15 protein-coding genes and 4 pseudogenes are annotated in these 18,140 nt (G+C 69.5%); 7 read left to right on the top strand and 12 right to left on the bottom strand.

Annotated elements, in window-relative coordinates; all coding sequences use genetic code 11:
- Positions 1-2 precede the first annotated feature (2 nt).
- Positions 3-1,204 (top strand): IS3 family transposase gene (locus F0L17_RS00080; RefSeq protein ID WP_162465603.1). Its coding sequence is split into 2 segments (ribosomal slippage): positions 3-294 and positions 294-1,204, totalling 1,203 coding nucleotides; the frame shifts between segments, so codons are not numbered across the junction.
- 26 nt (positions 1,205-1,230) lie between these two features.
- Here F0L17_RS00080 and F0L17_RS00075 read toward each other — a convergent pair.
- A pseudogene (locus F0L17_RS00075) lies at positions 1,231-1,613 on the bottom strand (helix-turn-helix domain-containing protein); the annotation flags it as partial.
- 126 nt (positions 1,614-1,739) lie between these two features.
- Between F0L17_RS00075 and F0L17_RS28440 the strand changes: the two are divergent.
- The 3 genes and pseudogenes from F0L17_RS28440 to F0L17_RS00065 all read left to right on the top strand — a co-directional run.
- Positions 1,740-2,225: pseudogene (locus F0L17_RS28440) on the top strand (tRNA-dependent cyclodipeptide synthase); the annotation flags it as partial.
- Positions 2,226-2,302: 77 nt separating this feature from the next.
- Positions 2,303-2,443, top strand: coding sequence for a hypothetical protein (locus tag F0L17_RS27225; RefSeq protein ID WP_238419182.1), 141 nt, complete (start codon positions 2,303-2,305; stop codon positions 2,441-2,443).
- Positions 2,444-2,804: 361 nt separating this feature from the next.
- Positions 2,805-3,452 (top strand): hypothetical protein, encoded by a 648-nt coding sequence (locus F0L17_RS00065; protein WP_155069186.1) that lies wholly within the window; start codon positions 2,805-2,807, stop codon positions 3,450-3,452.
- 18 nt (positions 3,453-3,470) lie between these two features.
- Here the strand turns inward: F0L17_RS00065 and uppS are convergent, their stop codons facing one another.
- The 4 genes from uppS to F0L17_RS00045 all read right to left on the bottom strand — a co-directional run bounded on the left by uppS (position 3,471) and on the right by F0L17_RS00045 (position 7,924).
- A complete protein-coding gene (gene uppS, locus F0L17_RS00060; RefSeq protein WP_338017891.1) occupies positions 3,471-5,123 on the bottom strand; it encodes a polyprenyl diphosphate synthase in 1,653 nt (550 codons plus the stop codon).
- A 430-nt stretch (positions 5,124-5,553) separates the two neighbouring features.
- Positions 5,554-6,030, bottom strand: coding sequence for a hypothetical protein (locus tag F0L17_RS00055; protein ID WP_155069185.1), 477 nt, complete (start codon positions 6,028-6,030; stop codon positions 5,554-5,556).
- Positions 6,031-6,150: 120 nt separating this feature from the next.
- Entirely contained in the window at positions 6,151-7,059 is a 909-nt protein-coding gene (locus F0L17_RS00050) for a class I SAM-dependent methyltransferase (protein WP_155069184.1), read from the bottom strand.
- A gap of 106 nt (positions 7,060-7,165) precedes the next feature.
- On the bottom strand, positions 7,166-7,924 hold the full coding sequence (locus tag F0L17_RS00045; RefSeq protein ID WP_155069183.1) for a DUF6928 family protein: 759 nt from the start codon (positions 7,922-7,924) through the stop codon (positions 7,166-7,168).
- Positions 7,925-8,161: 237 nt separating this feature from the next.
- Here F0L17_RS00045 and F0L17_RS00040 point away from each other — a divergent pair, with 237 nt between their 5' ends.
- Positions 8,162-8,917 carry a transposase family protein gene (locus F0L17_RS00040; RefSeq protein WP_155069182.1) on the top strand — a complete coding sequence of 252 codons (756 nt, stop codon included), beginning with the start codon at positions 8,162-8,164 and terminating at the stop codon, positions 8,915-8,917.
- 275 nt (positions 8,918-9,192) lie between these two features.
- Here the strand turns inward: F0L17_RS00040 and F0L17_RS00035 are convergent, their stop codons facing one another.
- Positions 9,193-9,507 carry a hypothetical protein gene (locus tag F0L17_RS00035; RefSeq protein WP_238419181.1) on the bottom strand — a complete coding sequence of 105 codons (315 nt, stop codon included), beginning with the start codon at positions 9,505-9,507 and terminating at the stop codon, positions 9,193-9,195.
- A gap of 334 nt (positions 9,508-9,841) precedes the next feature.
- Between F0L17_RS00035 and F0L17_RS00030 the strand changes: the two genes are divergently transcribed.
- The gene (locus tag F0L17_RS00030) at positions 9,842-10,342 is read left to right on the top strand and encodes a YfbM family protein (protein ID WP_202917818.1); all 501 of its coding nucleotides are present in this window, start codon (positions 9,842-9,844) and stop codon (positions 10,340-10,342) included.
- A 259-nt stretch (positions 10,343-10,601) separates the two neighbouring features.
- On the opposite strand, the gene F0L17_RS00025 is transcribed toward F0L17_RS00030, so the two are convergent.
- The 4 genes and pseudogenes from F0L17_RS00025 to F0L17_RS26760 all read right to left on the bottom strand — a co-directional run bounded on the left by F0L17_RS00025 (position 10,602) and on the right by F0L17_RS26760 (position 13,525).
- Positions 10,602-11,156, bottom strand: coding sequence for a hypothetical protein (locus tag F0L17_RS00025; RefSeq protein ID WP_238419180.1), 555 nt, complete (start codon positions 11,154-11,156; stop codon positions 10,602-10,604).
- Between the two features lie 279 nt (positions 11,157-11,435).
- Positions 11,436-11,787: pseudogene (locus F0L17_RS00020) on the bottom strand (transposase family protein); the annotation flags it as partial.
- Positions 11,788-12,945: 1,158 nt separating this feature from the next.
- Complete coding sequence (locus F0L17_RS27215) at positions 12,946-13,266, bottom strand: hypothetical protein (RefSeq protein ID WP_238419179.1); 321 nt, start codon at positions 13,264-13,266, stop codon at positions 12,946-12,948.
- Positions 13,267-13,288: 22 nt separating this feature from the next.
- Complete coding sequence (locus F0L17_RS26760; protein WP_162465593.1) at positions 13,289-13,525, bottom strand: hypothetical protein; 237 nt, start codon at positions 13,523-13,525, stop codon at positions 13,289-13,291.
- Between the two features lie 83 nt (positions 13,526-13,608).
- On the opposite strand from F0L17_RS26760, the pseudogene F0L17_RS27210 reads away from it, so the two are divergent.
- A pseudogene (locus F0L17_RS27210) lies at positions 13,609-13,878 on the top strand (hypothetical protein); the annotation flags it as partial.
- A 240-nt stretch (positions 13,879-14,118) separates the two neighbouring features.
- Here the strand turns inward: F0L17_RS27210 and F0L17_RS00010 are convergent.
- Positions 14,119-16,815, bottom strand: a complete 2,697-nt coding sequence (locus F0L17_RS00010; protein WP_162465601.1) for a Helicase associated domain protein — start codon at positions 16,813-16,815, stop codon at positions 14,119-14,121.
- Positions 16,816-16,876: 61 nt separating this feature from the next.
- Positions 16,877-17,800, bottom strand: a complete 924-nt coding sequence (locus F0L17_RS00005) for an aminoglycoside phosphotransferase family protein (protein WP_155069180.1) — start codon at positions 17,798-17,800, stop codon at positions 16,877-16,879.
- Positions 17,801-18,140 lie beyond the last annotated feature (340 nt).

Genomic DNA, 18,140 nt, shown 5'->3' with positions numbered 1-18,140 from the left:
TCGTGGTCATGAAGAACTATCCGCCGCAGTTCAAGGCGGACGCGGTCGCGCTGTACCAGTCGCGGCCCGAGGCGACGATCCGACAGGTCGCCGCCGATCTGGGAATCAACCCCGAGACCCTGCGCAACTGGGTCCGGGCAGCCGGCGCGAGCCGGCCCCGGGGACGCCGGACAGAGGCACCCGCCGAGCGGGTGACACCGCTGGAGGCGGAGAACGCCGCTCTGCGCAAGAAGGTCCGTGAGCTGGAGGAGGAACGCGAGATCCTGCGTAAGGCGGCCAAGTATTTCGCCGGGGAGACGCGCTGGTGAACCGCTTCCGGTTCGTCGCCGACCACCACCGCCGCTACGGCGTGAAGCGGCTGTGCACCATCCTGGGCATCGCCCGCTCCAGCTTCTACTACTGGCGGTCGACGGCCGCGGACCGGGCCGCCCGGCAGGCGGCCGACGCCCGCCTTGCCGCCCGGATACGGGCCGTGCACCGTGAGTCGGACGGCACCTACGGCGTCCCCAGGATCACCGCCGAACTTCGCGACGACGGCGAGCGAGTCAACCACAAGCGGATCGCGCGAGTGATGCGGAGCATCGGCCTGGCAGGCGTGCGGCTACGTCGCAGGCACCGCACCACGGTTGCGGACCCGGCCGCGGCGAAGGCCCCGGACCTGATCGGCCGCGACTTCACCGCAGGCGAGCCCAACACGAAGTACGTCGGCGACATCACCTATCTCCCGCTGGAGAGCGGGAAGTTCCTGTATCTGGCCACGGTCATCGACCTCGCCTCACGGCGCCTGGCCGGCTGGGCCATCGCGGACCACATGCGCACCGACCTCGTCACCGACACCCTGACCGCCGCCGAACGGACCCGCGGCAGCCTCGCCGGAGCGGTCCTGCACACCGACCACGGAGCCCAGTACACCAGCGCCGCCTTCGCCGACGCCTGCCGCCAGGCCGGCGTCCGCCAGTCCATGAGCGCGATCGGCTCCAGCGCGGACAACGCACTCGCCGAGTCCATCAACGCGACCTTCAAACGCGAGACGCTCCAAGGCCGCAAAACCTGGTCCACCGAGGGCGAGGCCCGCCTCGACGCGTTCGGCTGGCTCAACCGCTACAACACCCGACGCCGTCACTCCCGCCTCGGACACCGCAGTCCCATCGCCTACGAGACAGCACTCGACACAACATCAACTACCCTGACCCAAGCCGCATAGCCCGTGTCCAAGATTCCGGGTCAAGGCCCGTGCACGTTCCGCAGGTAGGCGACCAGCTTGCGCAGCGACCAGCGGGTGAACGGCCGGCCGAGCTCGAACGGGCGGGTAGTGGCTGTCGCGATGACGAAGTCCTCGTCGTCATCACTGAGTCGGCGGGGACGGCCTCCCGCCCACTGAGGGTCCAGGCAGGCCAGACCCTTTTCATTGAAGGCGTGGGTCACATCCCGGACGGTGTCCTCGGCAGCCTGCACCAGCTGGGCGATCACCGGCCCCCGGTTCCCGCCGGCCGAAGCCGGCAGCATCAGCGCCCGCCGGTAGCGCACCGAGCTGGTGCTGCCCCGGCGCACGATCTGCTGCAGTTTCCGCCCTCCTGGTCGGTCGGTCCGCGCACACGGACAGGCTCGGCCACCGCGCCTCCAGCGGTCGGATCGGACGTCACCCCACATCCAACCGCCACGACCACCAACCCGGCGAACCTATGCGGCCACAGCACTAGCGTGAGCCGACCACGGAGAGCGACCGGGCGGAGACCGACATGGTCAACGACACCGAAGATGGCGGACGGCGAACCGAGACCGTCGACGTACCACCGCCGCGCCGTACGGCACTCCGGCCCGCACCCGGCCCAGCCGGGTCACCACCGGCCCTGGGCGTGCCTGACGTTCCTTCGCCGCGACGGCGTTACATGGCCGAGATCGCCGCGGTCTCCCCGGTCACCGACCGACACGGCTTCGAGGAACACGACCGTTGCTTCCTCGGGGTGAGCATGGGGAATCCCAGCTTCGAGGACACAGAGCTCGAGGCGATCCTGCGGTGGATCTCACGCCGTTTCTCCCACTGCACCGTCCTGGTCGGTGACGTCGTCTACCGGCTGACCCTGCAGTCCACCCGGGAACTGTCCCCTGAGAGCGCCCTGCACGAAGCCTTCACGGTGGGCAGACGCTTCGTCGACGGTCAGCGCCGCCGGCTCGACACCTTCCGGGACTGCACCGACTTCACCTTCCTGACCTGTGGGGAGGTGCAGGCTGGCCCGACTACGCCACGCACCGGCAGCGGCTCCAGCAGCTCCACGACGACGACCTGGCCTTCCGCTCCTCGGTGCAGGACTTCGCCCGCGTCCACCAGCGGAAGAACAGTCCCGGCGCGGACCACCGTGTGGTGGAGTCCCGCATCGCCTGGTCCGTCCAGTACTTCCTGGAGGAGTTCTCCATCTTCGCCCGTCCGAAGACCCGGGGCTGACCCGTAATGGCCTACCCCGGTTCCTTCGGTACCCTCCCCGAGATCGCGGCGGGTCGGCACCCCGGCGCGCCCCGGCAGCTATGAGAACCCACTACGGATTTCCTCCAATTTAAGGGCCGATGACCCGCCCCCTGAACACCACCGTCGGCTACCGCCGGCCGCGACGTCTCCGCGCGGGCGCCCGGGGCAGGTGGCGGTAGAGGCGAACCGCCGACAATCGATCACGTGTTCCCGGGCATATCGCGACCGTCCCTCGTTCGGGTGGCTCCTGGTGCTATCGCCCCGTGCTGGGACGTGTCGTCCACCCATGCTCCTCGCGGGGCCGCGCCCTCGCTGCCCCAGGAAGAGGTGAAAGCACAAGATGAGCGCGACACGACGAGGAATCATAGGAGGGGCGCTGGCCGCCCCTCTGCTCGCCTGTCTCACGCCGACGGCCTCCGGCGCCTCTGCGAACCCAAAGCTGGGCAGGGTCTCGGACGCCTGGGTGGATCTGCGGTGGAACAAGCACACCCAGGACGAGTTGGACCGTCTCGGGGTCACCGTGGAGCCGGTCGCCCCCGCCACCGGGAACCAGAACAGCGGCGGGGGAAGGGTTCGCTTCCCGGTACGTTCGGCGACCGGCGACCCCTCGGTGGACGATCCCGGGCGAGCCCGGGGCACCGCGGTCCTCGAAGGGGGCCTGGTGCTGCGGAATCCCGCCGGTGAGTTCCGGCTGTCCGATCTGGTGTCCTCGCTGGAGGGTGAAACGGTCTCCGGGGAGGCCACGGTCAACGGTCTGGTGGCCGCCCTGCAGTCGGTGTTCACCTTCACCGTGGGCGAGGGGCGCCTGGACGCGGTGCCGGTGCCGTCCGGTCGGCCGATGAGGATCCAGGTCGTCGGCGTGCCGATGCGCCTGACCGAGGCGTCGCTGGAGGTGTTCGAGGCCACCTTCGGTCCGTCGAATCTGACCACGAAGACCGTTCTCGGGCACCTCACGGCCGGGGGCGTGTACACGCCGCCCGAGCCGTGATCGGCTGACGACCGGGACTCAAGGAGTCCCGGTCGTCTCCGCAGTCGGTTGACGCGGGATGCCCTCGGTGCCGGCCGGCTGCGCCGGGTCGGCGGCGGCACCACCGAAGCGGCGCAGCCGGCCGGCGTAGGTGTCGATGGCGTCCCGCAGGTGCCGGTGACCGAAGTCGGGCCAGTGCACCGGCTCGAACACGAACTCGGCGTAGGCCAGGTGCCAAGGCAGGAAGTTGCTGAGCCGCTGCTCCCCGGAGGTGCGGATCAGCAGGTCGACGTCGGGCAGGTCGGGCGTGTACAGACTCCTGGCGACGTCCTCGGGGCCGATCCGCTGCGGCTGGATCCTTCCGGCGACCGCCTCGGCGGCCAGGGCGCGCGCGGCGGAGGCGATCTCCTCGCGTCCGCCGTAGTCGGCGAAGATGTTCAGTGTCAGCGTCGTGTTGCGGGACGTCATGTTCTCGACGATCGCCAGCGTGGACGCCAGCGACGGGTCCAACCGGTCGCGCCGCCCGCACCACCGCACCCGGATGCCGCGCTCCTGCATCCACCGGGCGAACAGGGTGAGTCCCTCGGTCATCGTGGCGAACAGATTGGTCACTTCCTCCGTGCTGCGGATCCAGTTCTCGGTGGAGAACGCGAACACACTCAGCTGGGGCACACCCAGCCGCAGCGCGGAGTGGACCAGCCGCAGCGCGGCCCGCGCACCGGCGACGTGACCGTCGGACGCGGGTAGGCCGTGTGCCGCGGCCCACCGTCGGTTCCCGTCCATGATCACGGCGACATGACCGGGTATGCGCTTCGGCACGGGGAAGGTCGGAGAACCGCTCGCCTGGTGGCTGAGCAGCGCGTTCCGGTCGATGCCCTCGGCCAGCACCCGTGCTCCCAGGTGGTCGGCTTGGTCCAGCACGTGCTCCACTCCGAGGAGGAGGCCGTGGGCGAACGGCCGGCATGACGCGTGCAGCTTCCCTGTAACCGGTGTGGCCTGGATCAGCAGGTCACGGGTACGGGCGACCTGGACTCCGACCAGTTCGTCCAACGCGTCCCGGCGCGTGGGGTCCAGGAGGTCGCCGGGGCGCAGACCGAGCCTGCCCAGATCCTCTTCCGGCAGGTAGCACCGGCCCCGGCCGAGGTCGATCGGGAAGTCCTGGAGGATGTCCGCCATCTGGCACGCCTCGCCCAGCACCCGCAGCAGATCCACCGCCTCCCGGGGGCGGGGCGCCAGCAGCGGGGCCAGCAGTCCGCTGGGCGCGCCGGTCACACTCCGCAGGTAGCGTCGCAGGTCCGCGGCCGTGCCGAACACGGGCGGGGTCGCGCTGTCCCTCCGGACGGCGTCCAGGAACTCCTCCAGCAGCGCGACGTCCAGCTCCCGGCTGCGGACGGTGTGCACCAACGCCCGCCGGAGCGGATGCTCGCTGTGCCCCGCGCGCACCTCGGCCAGCGAGTCGGCGCACCACCGTGCCAGCCGCGCCCCACGGCCGGCGAGGCGACCCTCGTCGGCTATGCCATCGGTCGTGTGCCAGTAGGCGACGAGTGCGCGGACATGCGGCCGAATCTCGGCGGGCAGCGACTCCGTGGCCGTCCAGAGCAGCCCGGACAACCGCTGCCCCACCTCCTCGCACCGAGCGTACGATTCGCACAGCTCCGGTGTGGTGATGCCGGCTTCCTCGTATGCGGACACCCTTACCTCCCCTGTCTGAACGGACCCCGTCGGCCCCTCCCTGTGGCCGGACGGGGTCCAGCGGCCTCAACACTCCTCTCAACGAGTCATCCGGTGACAAGGCACTGCCCCGCCCCCACCCGACGCCGCGCCGCACTGGAGGCGCTGGTCACCGGCCACCGTCCGACGGCGACGGCGGGTGGGACTGCTGCGTGATCGGGTGACGGTCGGGTTTTACGCGGCGAGTGCTGTGTGAGGGGCCATGACGGTTTCGTGCTCGACGGGCGTCAATCGGCCCGGGCGGGGCTGGCGCCGTCGGCGGTGGCGGGTGCGTTCGACCCAGATCACGATGGCGATCCGGAGTTCGTTCCGGGTCCGCCGCGCCATTCAGGGACAGGCACTGAGGTTGGCATTCACCGTCCGGCGTCGAGGACGGAGTCTTGCCTGGACGTCAGCTCCACGCGTTGAAGAGCACTCCGCCCAGTGTCGAGATGCCGTAGGAGCGGACTTCCCGCCACTCGCCCTGGGTCAGGACCGAGGTGTCGATGTCCGAGAGCGACAGAATGAGCTGCGCGCGATCAAGCACTACGAACCCCAGATCGGCAAAGACATGGGCCCACGGTGGCGGTGCGAGGAACTCCTCCGTGTACCAGTTGCGGCGTTCCTGAGCGAATGCGATCCAGGGGTGGTAGGCGTGACACAGGACGACACATTCGCCTGTGCCCTTGATGACCGTTGCGGTGTGGAATGTACGGGGGTACGTCTGTTCCTCTATCTCGCCCACCCGGCCTCCGGACGCCCGGGCGGCCGCATACAGCGCTGTTCGGAATGTCCGCTGGTCGGTTTGCGGTAGCGGCCCGTCCTTCGGCTGGAAGAAGCCCGTGGCGCCTCGCGGCAGTGTGAACGCTGCGTCCTTGTCTACGGCCATGTGGCTGGGTGTCCTCTGACAACGAAGTTGGACGGCTTGCCGGCGAAGTTGGACCGTGTCCCGTCTTACGTGATCTGGTTCGGTGTCGGGCCGCTGACGTGCGGCGGTCAGTTCAGTTGATCACCCCTTCCATGTGCCGTCGAATTGGAGATGCCAGACGACCACGATCGGGGAATCGTCCAAGGCCGCGGCCGACGCTTCCGGGCACCAGTGCAACAGGTCCCAGGACATGTGGGTCGGGAGTGAATCCGGGGCGGTGCCGGAGTCGAGGGAGTGGCGTGGGCGGCGGGGTTCCTCGCAGTGCCGGACCTGGAAGCCCAGTGGGAGGGCTGCGGCGAGGTAGGCGCTGAGCGGGCGGTGGTATTCGGTGAGGAGGGACGGGTGGCCGTCCGGGCCGGGACGGCAGGCCAGGGTCGGCCGGAGGTAGGACACCAGCAGGTGGGCATCCGAGATCACAAGGTTCCCGCCAGGGCGCAAGACACGCGCGAACTCGGCCAACACGGCGGCCAGATCGGGGACGTGAGTCAGGGCGAGCGCGCAGACGACGGTGTCAACCGCGTTGTCGGGAAGCGGCAACCGATGCAGCTCGGCCTCATGAAAGTCGACATCTGGCAGGCCCATGCGGGCCTGGGCGAGCATTTCGGGCGAGGCGTCGACACCGATCACATCGTGGCCGAGCTCATGCAGGTAGGTGGTGTGACGGCCGGTCCCGCAGGCCGCGTCCAACGCCGCGCCGACAGGCAGGCTGTCCAGGATGCGCCGGACAACGGGCTGCTCGACGTCGATCATCTGGTTGCCGGGGGCGTCGTAATGCGGCGCCCACTCCTGGTAGACGTCGGCCGCGCTGATCGTGCCCGGCTGCGCCGTGACTCCTTCAGCATGCGCAAGGGCGGGCACATCCAGCAGGGTGCGGATCTCGGCGATCCGTGTCTCGACGAACGCCCGGTCGGCTCTCCCTTCCTTGATACCACGCAGCAAAGCAGCACCCTCGATGCCCAGCAGATATCCCAGGGGACTCAGATACGTCATCCCGCGGATGGTATGGACTCATGCTCCAACGGCTCCACTGGTTTTCCGGCGCTTCGAGCGGCCGCCATCGGTGGACCAGATCACCTGCGACCACGTAGGACACGGTCTAAAAGCCGTCGCGTTCGACCAGCGAGCCGTCAGAACTCAGTGTGTAGAAGCGCGGCGAATCCATGGTCTCCACGGTTCTGAGCAGTTCCGCTTCCTGCTCGGCGAGGTCGGGCCCGTGTGGGGCTCGCACGTGGAATCCGTACAGCTCGATGGCATCCGCATCGACGTCGTCGGGCTCGGGACGGCCCTCCTGGATGAACCCGCAGAGCGCCCGCAGCGCCTCCTCGCCCAGCTCCAAGGGATGGAAGGGCAGGGCGTACGGCTCTTCTTCCTCGCCGGGCCAGGGAATGATGTCCGCTGGGCGGTCGCCGGCCCAGTAGGGCAGTTCGAAGGGAAGCGGTTCGCCGATGTTCTCGATGATGCCGCTGTCCGGCGACAGGCTCAGGGAGCGGACGAGGCGACCGTCCTCCCACACGGCGAACGCCAGCCAGTCGACGACGCTGTGCATGGCGTGCAGGACGAGCCGTCGGCCGGCACTCGCCGCCACGAGGTGTTCCGGGAGCTCGGAGGGGGCATCGATCATCACTTCCTGATCACCGATGACCTCCACGCCCGGCCAGTTCGCTGCGCACACCGTCCCCTCCGGCGGGTACACGCCGTCCCAGAGGTTCGAGCCCTCGCACTGCTCGATCTCCCGGCCCGGGTAGAGCCGCCGCATCATGGCGACCGTCCGGTCAAGGTCCGCTGTCCCCACACGCCGTAGCAACTCTGGCACGTCGCCGTCCGCGTACACCAGCAGCCCCGTCTTAGCTCCCAAAGCCCCTCCCCGGAGCGTTACGCCTCATGATGGGCGCACCCTAGCCGCGCGCACTGACAAGCCGGCTCAACCTGCCTGCCCAGCTGGGCCGTTCCTGGGCCGTCCGAGGCCGCTCGACAGTGAGCCCTTTCAGTCTGGGCCCCGTGTGGGTGACGGGCGGGCCGACCGCAACGCACAGAGCTCCCGCGCCGTTGAGCGAGGTGTTCGACGTCTCAACTCGACAGTCCGGAAGCCCCGTTGGTTCCATATCCTGCCGCACTCGACGCCCCGCATGCGCTGGTTGAGTGGGTCACGATGCTGATCGTCACCCGGGAGGGTGACCGTCGCTGCAAGCTGAGCCCTTCCGGGCGGGCGCTGATCGCTCTGGTCTACCTGCGCCGGCACGACACCCTCGCGCAGTTGGCGGCCGGGTTACAGGTGTCCGTCGGCACCGCCCACGCCTACGTCACCACCGTCGTCCGGCATCTGGCGGACCAGGCGCCGGGGCTACTGAAGGTGCTGCGGGAGACGGACCCCGATTACGCCCTGGTGGACGGCACCCTCGCCGAGTGCGACCGGGTCGGCGACGGGCGGGCCGACTACTCCTCCAAGCACAAGCGGCACGGGGTGAACGTGCAGGTCGTCACGGATCCGGCCGGGGGGGGGGGGATCCTGTGGTTGCCTCCCGCGCTGCCGGGCCGGACCCACGACCTGACAGCCGCCCGCACGCACAGGATCATCCGGATCTGCGAGCGGCAGGGCGTTCCGGTCCTCGCCGATATGGCCTACCTCGGTGCCGGTGACTGGGTCACCACCGTGAAACGCCGCCCGCCGAACGGCGAACTCACACCCACCGAGCGGACGGTCAACCGGGCTCTGTCCGTCGCCCGGGCACCCGTCGAACGCGGAGTCGCCCGTCTGAAATCCTGGCGAATCTTCCGACACGCACGCTGCAGCCCCACCCGCCTCACCGCAGTCGCAGCCCCCATCCTCACCCTGGAGAGGCAACGCTGAAAATGCTCAATGCTCTGACCTGCGACTGAGCCGTCAATGGTTGTCGTCGTTGGTCGCTGCTGGCCACCCTTCCACGGCCCAGCGACGGCCCAGGAAGCCAGACGACACATGTCGCGAGTCGCCTCGGGCAAGCATCACTAACGCGCCCCCTTCGTCCCGAACTGTCGGCGACAGGGGCGCTGAGGTCTCCTTGGCCGGTCGACCAGCCGTCTGGAGCCGCTGATGGCCGGCCGCGGTCACGCTGATTGCGGTGCTTCGCCGCTGCCCTGCTGCCGTCACCAGTCACGCCACGCGTCGGTGATCTCGGCGCGCCCCATGCCGTTCTTCGCTGCCAGGGCCGCCACGTCGATGCCATGTTCGCTCAGAGTCTGGTCGATGTACTCGCACAGCTGCTCACGCTCGTCCGTGGCGTACCCGGCACCGCCGTGCTGCTCGTCCTCGTTGACCGCGTTGAGGCGCTGGACGACTCGCTTGATCGTGTCGAAAACCTGCTCGTCGAACGGCGCCACCAGTGCGTGCACGTCCTTCTCGAAGGCGTGGAGAGCATCCTCCGTGGCGCGCAGCAAGGACTCCGGGTAGAGCTGGGCCATGCAAGCACACTCCGGGTCCAACGCCCCGGCCGCCAGCTCACGAGCCTCCTCGGCTATGCCTGCACGCCAGTTCTCAGGTGGTCTGATCGCCATACGCGGACCGTACGCTCCGGGACTGACAGACCTGGGCGCACGCTTTCCAAGCCTGTGGGCGGCCTGCCGACAGTCGTCCACCGCCGTTCACCTGCGTTCACCTGCGTTCATGGACGGTTCGTCATAAGGCTGGGACCGGCTCCAGTTCTCGGCTGAACGTCGGTGAACCGGCCTGAATGAGACGGAAACTGAGACGGTCCGTCCGACGGTCACTGTCAGTGGCCTCATCTAACCTCCGGCCATGAGCATGATCGGTGAGTACCTGCGTGTCACGGCTGCCGAGCTTGACCGAGCGGTACAAGACCATGACTGGGCGCTGGACTTCGTCGAAGAGGTCCAGGACGCCGAAGACGAGGCGGAGCCTGCGCCGGCCGAAGCGCGCCACTTCAGCACGTATAAGGCCTGGGACCTGCTCCGCTTCCTCCTGGCGCGCGCCGACTTCCCGGTGAACGTTGTCCATGGTGAGGAGCCGTTCGCCGAGGATGAGGACTGGGGCTATGGGCCGCCGAGGTACCTGCGCCCGGAACGGGTCCGGATCGCGGCGCAAGAGCTTCGCACCACCCCCTATGATCAGCTCATCAGCGGCGTGGACTCTGCTGACCTGACCAGGGCCGAGGTGTATCCCCTCGGGTGGGAAGAGTCCGGAGTCCTTGAATGGGGGCGCCACTGGTACGGCGGCCTGACGCAGTTCTTCGAAGCTGCCGCTGCGGCAGATGACGCAATGCTCGTGTGGCTCGACTGACCGCTGCTTTACAGGTTCGACCGCTGCTGTCTGCGGGCCTGCGACAACGTAGGCCCCAGGCTATTGCCGTCTTCCGGGGCCGGACGGCAGAGTACGGAGTTGTCCGGCGATGTTGATGCCAATCGGTGATGTCAGGTTGAGGGACCTCACAGGCAGAAGGGGCTTCAAGTGGCCATGCCCCGTAGGGGCTCTCGGCTCATCACAGTGGACGGTACGACCTACCGATGGAAGGTTCGCCACAAACCCACCTACAGCCGTCCTACAGTCGCCCCTGACCATGTTCGGGCAGGTGTAGTCGTACTGCTGGCCGTACTTGCCGATCCGGGTCTCGGTGTGGCCCGGACGTCAGGTCTGCCGCGCGTACACGTCCTCGTCGCACTCCTCGCACCGGGCCACGGGCCGCGGGGCGATGTCCGGAAGGCGCATGCCGACCCGGGTGAAGACGATGTACAGGCGGTCCCTCCACCGGGGGGGGGGCGGCCGGGTTGAGTCCGTCGCCGACGTGCGCGGAGCTGACGCAGACGATCTGGTAGTTGTAGCCCAGCTTGACCATGCCGCTGAGCCACCAGTCGAACAGGATCCAGTCGGTGACGTTCTCGATGAGCACCGCCATGTACCGGTGCACCTCGACCGCGCGGATGACGCCGTAGGCGGTCGCACGGGTCCGCTCGAATGCGGCGTCGGGCAGCGAGCGCAGCTCTTCCTCGGTCAGCCCGCTGATCTTCTTGCTGCGGCGGCGGCGGCCCCCGGCGGGTGAGATCTCGGTGCAGATGGGGCTGGCCCACAGTACGTTGGTGCGCGGCAGGCGGCGCATGTCGTAGTTCGAGACGTTCGCGCAGACGTGCTCGGCCTGCGGGTGGTTCGCCGAGTGGGTGTCGATTGCGGTCTGCCAGTGGTTGGCGGCCAGTTTCAGCTCCTAGCCTGCGTTGACCAGGCCGGTGCTGGCGCCGCCAGCACCACAGAAGATGTCAGTGAAGGTGATACTCAACGTCCGTCCTTGCACGCCGTGCGGTGGTGGAGTCGACGTGCCGGGCCCGGTTGCCCTCCGGGCCCGGCACGGTGGTGCGATCAGCTCAGTGAGCGTTTTCCAACCTCATGCTGATGTGGCGAGGTGAAGGGTGAGGAAGGCCTGGACCAGGCCGGTGATCCGGGTGGTGCTGCAGCGGAGCTTGCGCAGCAGCCGCCAGGACTTGAGGGCGGCAACCGCCTGTTCGCCCAATGGCGAGGATGCGGGCATGGGAGCGGTCGTGGGCCTGCTGCCCGGCCGAGAGCTTCTCCCAGCGGCCCCAGTAGGGCACTCGTGTGGTGCCGCCGGCGCCTCGGTAGCCTTTATCGGCCCAGCAGGCCGCGCTGGCCTCGGTCAGGGCGTCGATGATGCCGTGCGTGCGGGCCGCGCGGAGGTCGTGGACCGCTCCGGGCGGGACGGGTGAGGTCCGGAGGTCCCTGCGGAACGATCTGAACCTTCGAGGAGGTCCTCCTCGGGCATGGCGAACGGCCCGCGGTGAGGGTGCGCGCGATCCGTCGAGTGTGGGGGCGTTGGTGGTCATTACCCCACATAAGGCAGGCTTGTCATGAGTTGCAATCGATTAGGGAGTTTCCGAAGAGCTCAGGGCAACAACCGGGACACAACTCGGACCACGTCGCCCGACCGAGCCATTGAACGGTGAACATAGGGAATATCCGGCCGAACACCGATCCGGGTGGGGCGTGGTGAACGAGGGGGAAGCCTTTGATCAAGTGCAAGGGCAGCGGGTGCAACAACACGGCACGGTCAGAGCCATACGCGGAAGGGTTCTTCTGCCGCCGCTGCTATCAGGCGAAGTACGGGGGCTCCGAACCAAAGCGGAAACGGCGTGCACCGCGGGAGCTCCGAGACGCCGCAGCACGCAATGCGCTGGAGGCGAGGGTGCCTCAGCCATGGTTGCGTTCAACCACAGGGAGCAAAGCAAAACCGTCGACGATTGCCCACACACCTCCGGGGCCACTGCGGGAATTGAAGCCAGGGTGGTGGCAGGTCAGCGATCGTTGGTAAGGCGCGGGCCAGGACGACGGCGGTCTCCCGGTGGAGGACGGACTCCGGGTCGGTGACGTCCGCCAGGAGCGCGCCGGTGCGGTCGGCCACGATGCGGGCCGTGACGGCCGCGCGGACGAACCGGGCAGCGTCCTCCACCAGTCCCCGGCCGCCGGGGCGTGCCTCGAGGACGCCGGAGGCGTCGGCCAGGGCGGCGAGGGAGAGGTGTGGCACACCTCTGGCACTTTTTCACACGGGCCGCGTCGAGGTGTCCGCGTGGGGGCGTGTGGGACAGTCCAGAAAGTCCAACGCCCGCGCCGTGTCGTGGAACGCGGAAGAGGCCCCCCGGCCGCCTCCCTTGCGGGAGGAGCGGACCGGGGGCCTCGGTGGTGGTGCGGTCAGCGCTCCCCGTAGGACGGGGTGCCGTGGCCCGCGCGGACCTCGGCGCGGGAGAGCTGGGACGCCTCGGTCCTCGGGGTGCGCGGCGGTGCACCGGTCGGTCGTAGCGGTCATGTCTCCTCCTGGTGGTGGGAGTGCCCGCCCCGGACACCGGCGCAGGGGGCCGGAGGGGACGGCAGAGGCACCAGAGGGGTCACAGGCCCCGGACATCCGCGAGGGCGGCGGCGTTCAGCAGACCCACGGCCGTGCGGCCGTCAGGGATGCGGTGGTCGTTGGCCTCGGGAACAGTCCCCACCTCGGGCCACTGGCGGCGGATGACCTCCAGGAGCACGGCCAGGGCGTCGCTCTCAGCCCGGCCCGTGTCGCTGGCGGCCTCCGTGTGGACGGCGCCGGAGAGGTCTCCGCCGTCGAAGACGACGTCGGTGAAGTCGAAGTCGTGGCCCTGCCAGGAGCGGGGATGTTGGGGTGGGAGGCGGAGGTGGTCGCGGAAGAGGCGGATGATGGTGTGCCGCACCTCCCGCAGGGCCGCGCACCGGTCACTGGCCGGGCTCGAACAACTTGCTCTCTTCGAAGTCGGCCCCGGCGGCCCGTCCGCGGGCGCGGACCGCCGCCCGGTCGATCTGGAGGCGCTGCGTACCGGCCTGGACGCCCTCCAGTTCACCGTCGACGAACTGCGTCGGATGACCGAGGCGTTCACCGCGACCGGCATCGCCGCACGGCGACGGACACACCAACGCCCGCGCCCGGCCGCCGATGACAAACCGCGTGCCCACCGCCAGGACCCGTACCGCCCGCCGGAGGCCGGACCCGACCATACCCGAGGCCCGCGGCGGTGAGGGCCGGGAGGCTGCCGGACATGGACGCGCACGAGCTCCTGCACGCCCGGGTCTACGGCCCCGGCTCGGGCGATCCCGACCCCGGCCCCTTCGGCCCGGCCACGTCTACCGGGAGCTGGTGGGCGGCCCGCTGGACGGCCGGTTGCCGGACGTCCAGCGGCTGGAGCGCGGACGAGTTGGCCGGAGGCGCGATGCTGATGGCCGAGGCTGGCGCGTTCGGGCCCGGTGGCCGCGCCGACTGTGAGCCCCGCCCGGGCGACCCCGACCGGTGGGACTGGTGCGGCGACGTCCCCCGACCGTGGCCGGTGGCTGCGGTTGGCCGACCGGCCAGTATCGGTGGGGCAGAGCCCGCGAAGACCTCCCAGGCTCCCAGCTCACCTGGGAGGTTGACGGCGAGAACCCCAGGTAACTGCGCTCCTGGGAGGCGAGCTGGGGACCTGGGAGGACCCCGCGTCCGCTGGACGCGCCGCGTGTCGACAAACCACCCAAGGTGAAGGGTTCGGACCCGCCGGGGCCGGGCCTTCGCCGGGTCACAGCGCTCCCAGTTCTTCCAGCACCTTGGCCCGCTCGTGGGGGAGCCTGCCGCGCCGCTGTTTCTGGTTGCTGATCCACACCCCGAGCCGGATCGGGTGCTCCTGCCCGGTCTCGTCGTGGACGGCTTCGACCCACTTGCGGGGCACTTTCACGTGTCCCTCCCGTGCCTGGTACTGGCGCAGCGCGGCCAGGGCGCGTTCCCAGGCGGTGGCGCTGGCGGGCACTACCACCGCCTCCGCCGCCTGGTCTGCGGCGCCGGCTTCACGACCCGGCGCCGGGGTGGTGGGCTGGACGCCCAGCGCTTCCAGGCGTTCGCGCTGCCCATCGGCCAACCGCTCCCACCCGGTGCGCTGCCTGGCCAGCCAGAGCCCGACGTCCTCCCCACCGACGGTCACCCCCGGCCGGATCTCGGCCGGCGTCGCCCCGCCCTCGATACAGGCCCGCAGCTTGGCGTAGTGGCGTTGCCAGTCGACGGTCCAGCCCTGGGCGGCCGGGTTCCAGTCGGGGTCGATCTCCGCCAACCGGGCGGCCCGCTCCGCCGCCCGCTGCGAGTCTTTGCCCAGCCCGCCGGGGCGGCGGCAGTTGGTCAACCACTGACCCACCGGCCGCCCCTCGGCCACCGCCGTTCGGGGCGCGCACAGCGTGCCGTGAACCGCGAAGTAGGAGCGCGCCGCGGCGAGGTTCTCCTCGAAGGCGGCGTCGGGCACGGACCAGACCATCCCGGCCTCCTCCAGCAACTCCACCCGCCACGCGGCCAGCGTTCCGGCCCGGTAGGCACGCCGCTGCTCACTGACCCACTGACCGAGGGGGAAGGGGCCGACGCGGGCGTCCAACGGCACCGCCACCGCCCTCTTACCACGCTCCTTACCACCCTGCTCCTGGTCCTGGCGCTCGTCCTCGTTTCCGTCGCCGTGCTCCTGGCCGTGTTCCTTGTCTTGGTTCTGGTGCTCGTCTCCGCCCTGCTCCTGTTGTTGGTGCCATTTGCGGAGGGCGTTGAGTCCGGTGAGCCAGAGGTGGGATTCGGGTCGGATGACGCGGGTGCGGACGAACTGTGCGATGAGCTGTGGGTCGCGGGGGGTGGAGAACCGCAGCAGGGGCACCCTCTCCGTACCTCCGTTCTGGCCGTCGTCGCTGCCATCGCGTGCGGGGTCGAGGTCGGTCACCGACGCTCGTGGTGTGCGGCTGGGTGCGGACGCAGCCGTGAGCTGTTCCACGAGCGCCTCGGAGTGGCTGCGCAGTCCTTGTAGTACGGCGACCAGGGGTTTGTAGGAGGCGGAGGCGAGCATGTCGTCGGGCGCCTCCCCGGGCTCCAGGAAGACCGGCACCACCAACCGGGCCACTTTGCCCTGGCCGGGTTTCTGTCGCAGGGCCCGGCCGACGGCTTGGACGATGTCGACCGCCGATCCGCGCACGTCCGCGAAGACCACGCCGTCGACACCACGCCGGCCGGTGATGTCGATGCCTTCGCCCAGGACGCGGACGTTCGCCAGCACCGCCAGCTCGGTCTCCCAACCGTCCTCATCAAGGCCGTCGGCGAACCGGCCCAGCACGGCCCGCCGATGGGCCGGCTCGTGCTCCCCACACAACCAGTCGGCCCACACCCGCCGCGGATACAGCGCCGGATCCTCCGCGTGCAGCCGCGCCGCGGTCTGGGGCAGGGCCCGGGCGAACGCCATCGCCTCGGCGGTGCGGTGGTGGAAGCTGATCAGCGACCGCACCCCGGTGGTGGCCGCGTGCTTGACCAGAGCGGCCTGCAAGGCGGCCAGCCGTCGGCCCCGCTTCTCCTCCTCGCTCCCGCCGTCGCCCAGGTCTGGCGGGTGGATTTCCAGCACGTCGATCTCGAACCGCGCCAGGATGCCCCGGTCGATGGCCTCGGTGAGGGTGAAGGCGAACACGTGCGGCCCGTAGAGGCGTTCGTCGTCCATGCTCGCCACCAGCCGCCCGGAGGCCACCGCAGTGGCCTCCGGGGCGTCTTCTGTGGCCTTCTGAGCCCTGTTCCCGCCCTCTGCGGCCTCTTCCTCATCTTTTTCCTCTCCTGGGCGTCCGGCAGGTTCCCAGATGCGGGGTGTGGCGGTCAGGTACAGCCGCCGCGCGGCCGGGATGCGGGTGTTGTCGTGGATCGCCGCCCAGGGTTTGGCCAGGTCCCCACTGGTGCGGTGGGCTTCGTCGACCACGGCGAGCCCGAACGGGGCCAGGCGCTGCCCGTAGGCGCCTTGGAAGGCCGTCTCCAGCGGTCCCGGTGCCTGGACCGGCTCCCCGTCCGGGTCGGCCGGATCGATGTCCTGACGTGGGGCGAGGGAGGCGTAGGTGGCGAACATGGTCACCGGCCCGCTCCCGGCCCACAGCGCCAGCCGGATCGGGTTGGTGGTGCACCGCACCCCCAGCGCCGCCAGAGCGGTGTCTCCTTCCAGGGAGCACACCGCGACTGCCGGGCCGGTGTGGCCGGCCATCCGCCACGCCTGGACCGTCTGCGTCAGCAGATCCAAAGTCGGCACCATGACCAGTACCCGCCCCCGTGGCTCCAGCCTTCGGGCGGCCTCGGCCGCGATCAGGGTCTTGCCCGCTCCGGTGGCGGCCACCGCGGTGGCCCGCAGCCCTTCCGCCGGCACCTCGCGTCCTGCGCGGTATTCCAGCGCGTGGACGATCGCGTCCACCGCTTCGGCCTGGTGCGGCCGGAGCCTGATACCACTCACTTATGTCTCTTTCTGCCAGTGCCGATCATGCTTGCTTCCTCGCATTTCAGGGAGGGCAGGGTCAGCGGTTGAGCAGTGATTCCGCGACGACGAGGGAGGAGGGGGCGAGGGTGGCTTTCCCGTCGGCGATGTCCCACAGCGAGTTCTGCAGCAGCCGTCCCAGGGTCCAGCCGGTAGCGCGGGCGCGGTCCAGGCCGAGAGCGTCGGTGAGCAGGTCGAAGCGGCGCCGCACCACGTGTAGCGGATTGCCCTGGGCGACGACGTCGTCCCATCGGCTGTCCAGGGCGGGCCACAGGTCGAAGCCGGGGTCTCCGGCCAGTGGTTCGGGGTCGATGGCCAGCCACGGTTCACGCTGCGCGGCCAGGACGTTGCCGTAGTGCAGATCCCAGTGCAGCATCCGGTCGCCTGGTTCGCCGGCCAGCTCGGCCACCGCTGACGCCCAGCCGCGCAAGATCTGCCGGTGATCCGGCTCGGCCAAGGCCGCGACCGCTTGCGGGACCTGTTGCAGCATGTCGGTGGCGATCTCACCCAAGCTCCGCAGCCCCTGCGGCGCAGGGAAGCAAACCAGCCGTGCCTGCAGCTCGGCGAGGATCCCCATCGCGACATCATCGTCCTCAACGGAGGCCAGCGTGCGGGCGCTGTCCAGCCGCTCCAGCAGCATAGTGCTGCTGACAGGGTCGTGATCGAGGAGCCGCACCACCCCCTCGCCACCCCAGACACGCAGCCCGATGAGCGCAGCGGCGGTTTCCTTCCGGGGCATCTGGAACTTGAGGACCGCGCGCGTGCCGTCCCTGCGCAGCACCGGCAACACCAGCGATGCCTCTCCTGCCCTGGCCTCACCATCTCGCCGCAACTCCCAGCGGCCCAACAACTCCGCAGCGAGAGCCGGCAGTGAGGCAATCCAGCTCCTCCCCTTACCCCCGAACTCCCTGATATACGAAGCCGCCAGAGATTCAGGAATCTCGAACGGTCTCAACGCACCCATACCAATATTCCCTCCAACGGGAGCTGGTTCTCAAAGAAGAGAAAGCAGCCTCTCACTGACTCCGGGGATGGCGTGCTTTCCCAAACTCTACACACTGATGCATCCCCACACCTGAGGAACCCGCCAACCCAACCCGACCCACTCCCTCGCCCCGTGACCGCCCGTCACCCTCACCGCCGCCCCACACCCCTCCCTCTCCGTAACCAGCCTGGCCCACACAGCGGGCTCAACCTTCGCCCCCCCCCCCTTGCCTGCTGACGTCCGCCCACCCCAGCTGCCCGCACGGGTGGTTGCCGGGGGTGGAGCGCAGCGGAACCCCCACCCCGCCACACAGGCCCTC

Source organism: Streptomyces taklimakanensis (assembly GCF_009709575.1).
Classification (GTDB): domain Bacteria; phylum Actinomycetota; class Actinomycetes; order Streptomycetales; family Streptomycetaceae; genus Streptomyces; species Streptomyces taklimakanensis.
This window is presented reverse-complemented; position numbering and strand designations above follow the sequence as displayed.

What these genes read in the sequence shown, in the direction of transcription:
- F0L17_RS00065 (WP_155069186.1), top strand. Translation starts at nt 2,805, where the DNA reads ATGAGCGCGACACGACGAGGAATCATAGGAGGGGCGCTGGCCGCCCCT.
- F0L17_RS00055 (WP_155069185.1), bottom strand. Translation starts at nt 6,030, where the DNA reads ATGGCCGTAGACAAGGACGCAGCGTTCACACTGCCGCGAGGCGCCACG.
- F0L17_RS00050 (WP_155069184.1), bottom strand. Translation starts at nt 7,059, where the DNA reads ATGACGTATCTGAGTCCCCTGGGATATCTGCTGGGCATCGAGGGTGCT.
- F0L17_RS00035 (WP_238419181.1), bottom strand. Translation starts at nt 9,507, where the DNA reads ATGGCCCAGCTCTACCCGGAGTCCTTGCTGCGCGCCACGGAGGATGCT.
- F0L17_RS00030 (WP_202917818.1), top strand. Translation starts at nt 9,842, where the DNA reads ATGAGCATGATCGGTGAGTACCTGCGTGTCACGGCTGCCGAGCTTGAC.
- F0L17_RS00025 (WP_238419180.1), bottom strand. Translation starts at nt 11,156, where the DNA reads ATGCGCCGCCTGCCGCGCACCAACGTACTGTGGGCCAGCCCCATCTGC.
- F0L17_RS00005 (WP_155069180.1), bottom strand. Translation starts at nt 17,800, where the DNA reads ATGGGTGCGTTGAGACCGTTCGAGATTCCTGAATCTCTGGCGGCTTCG.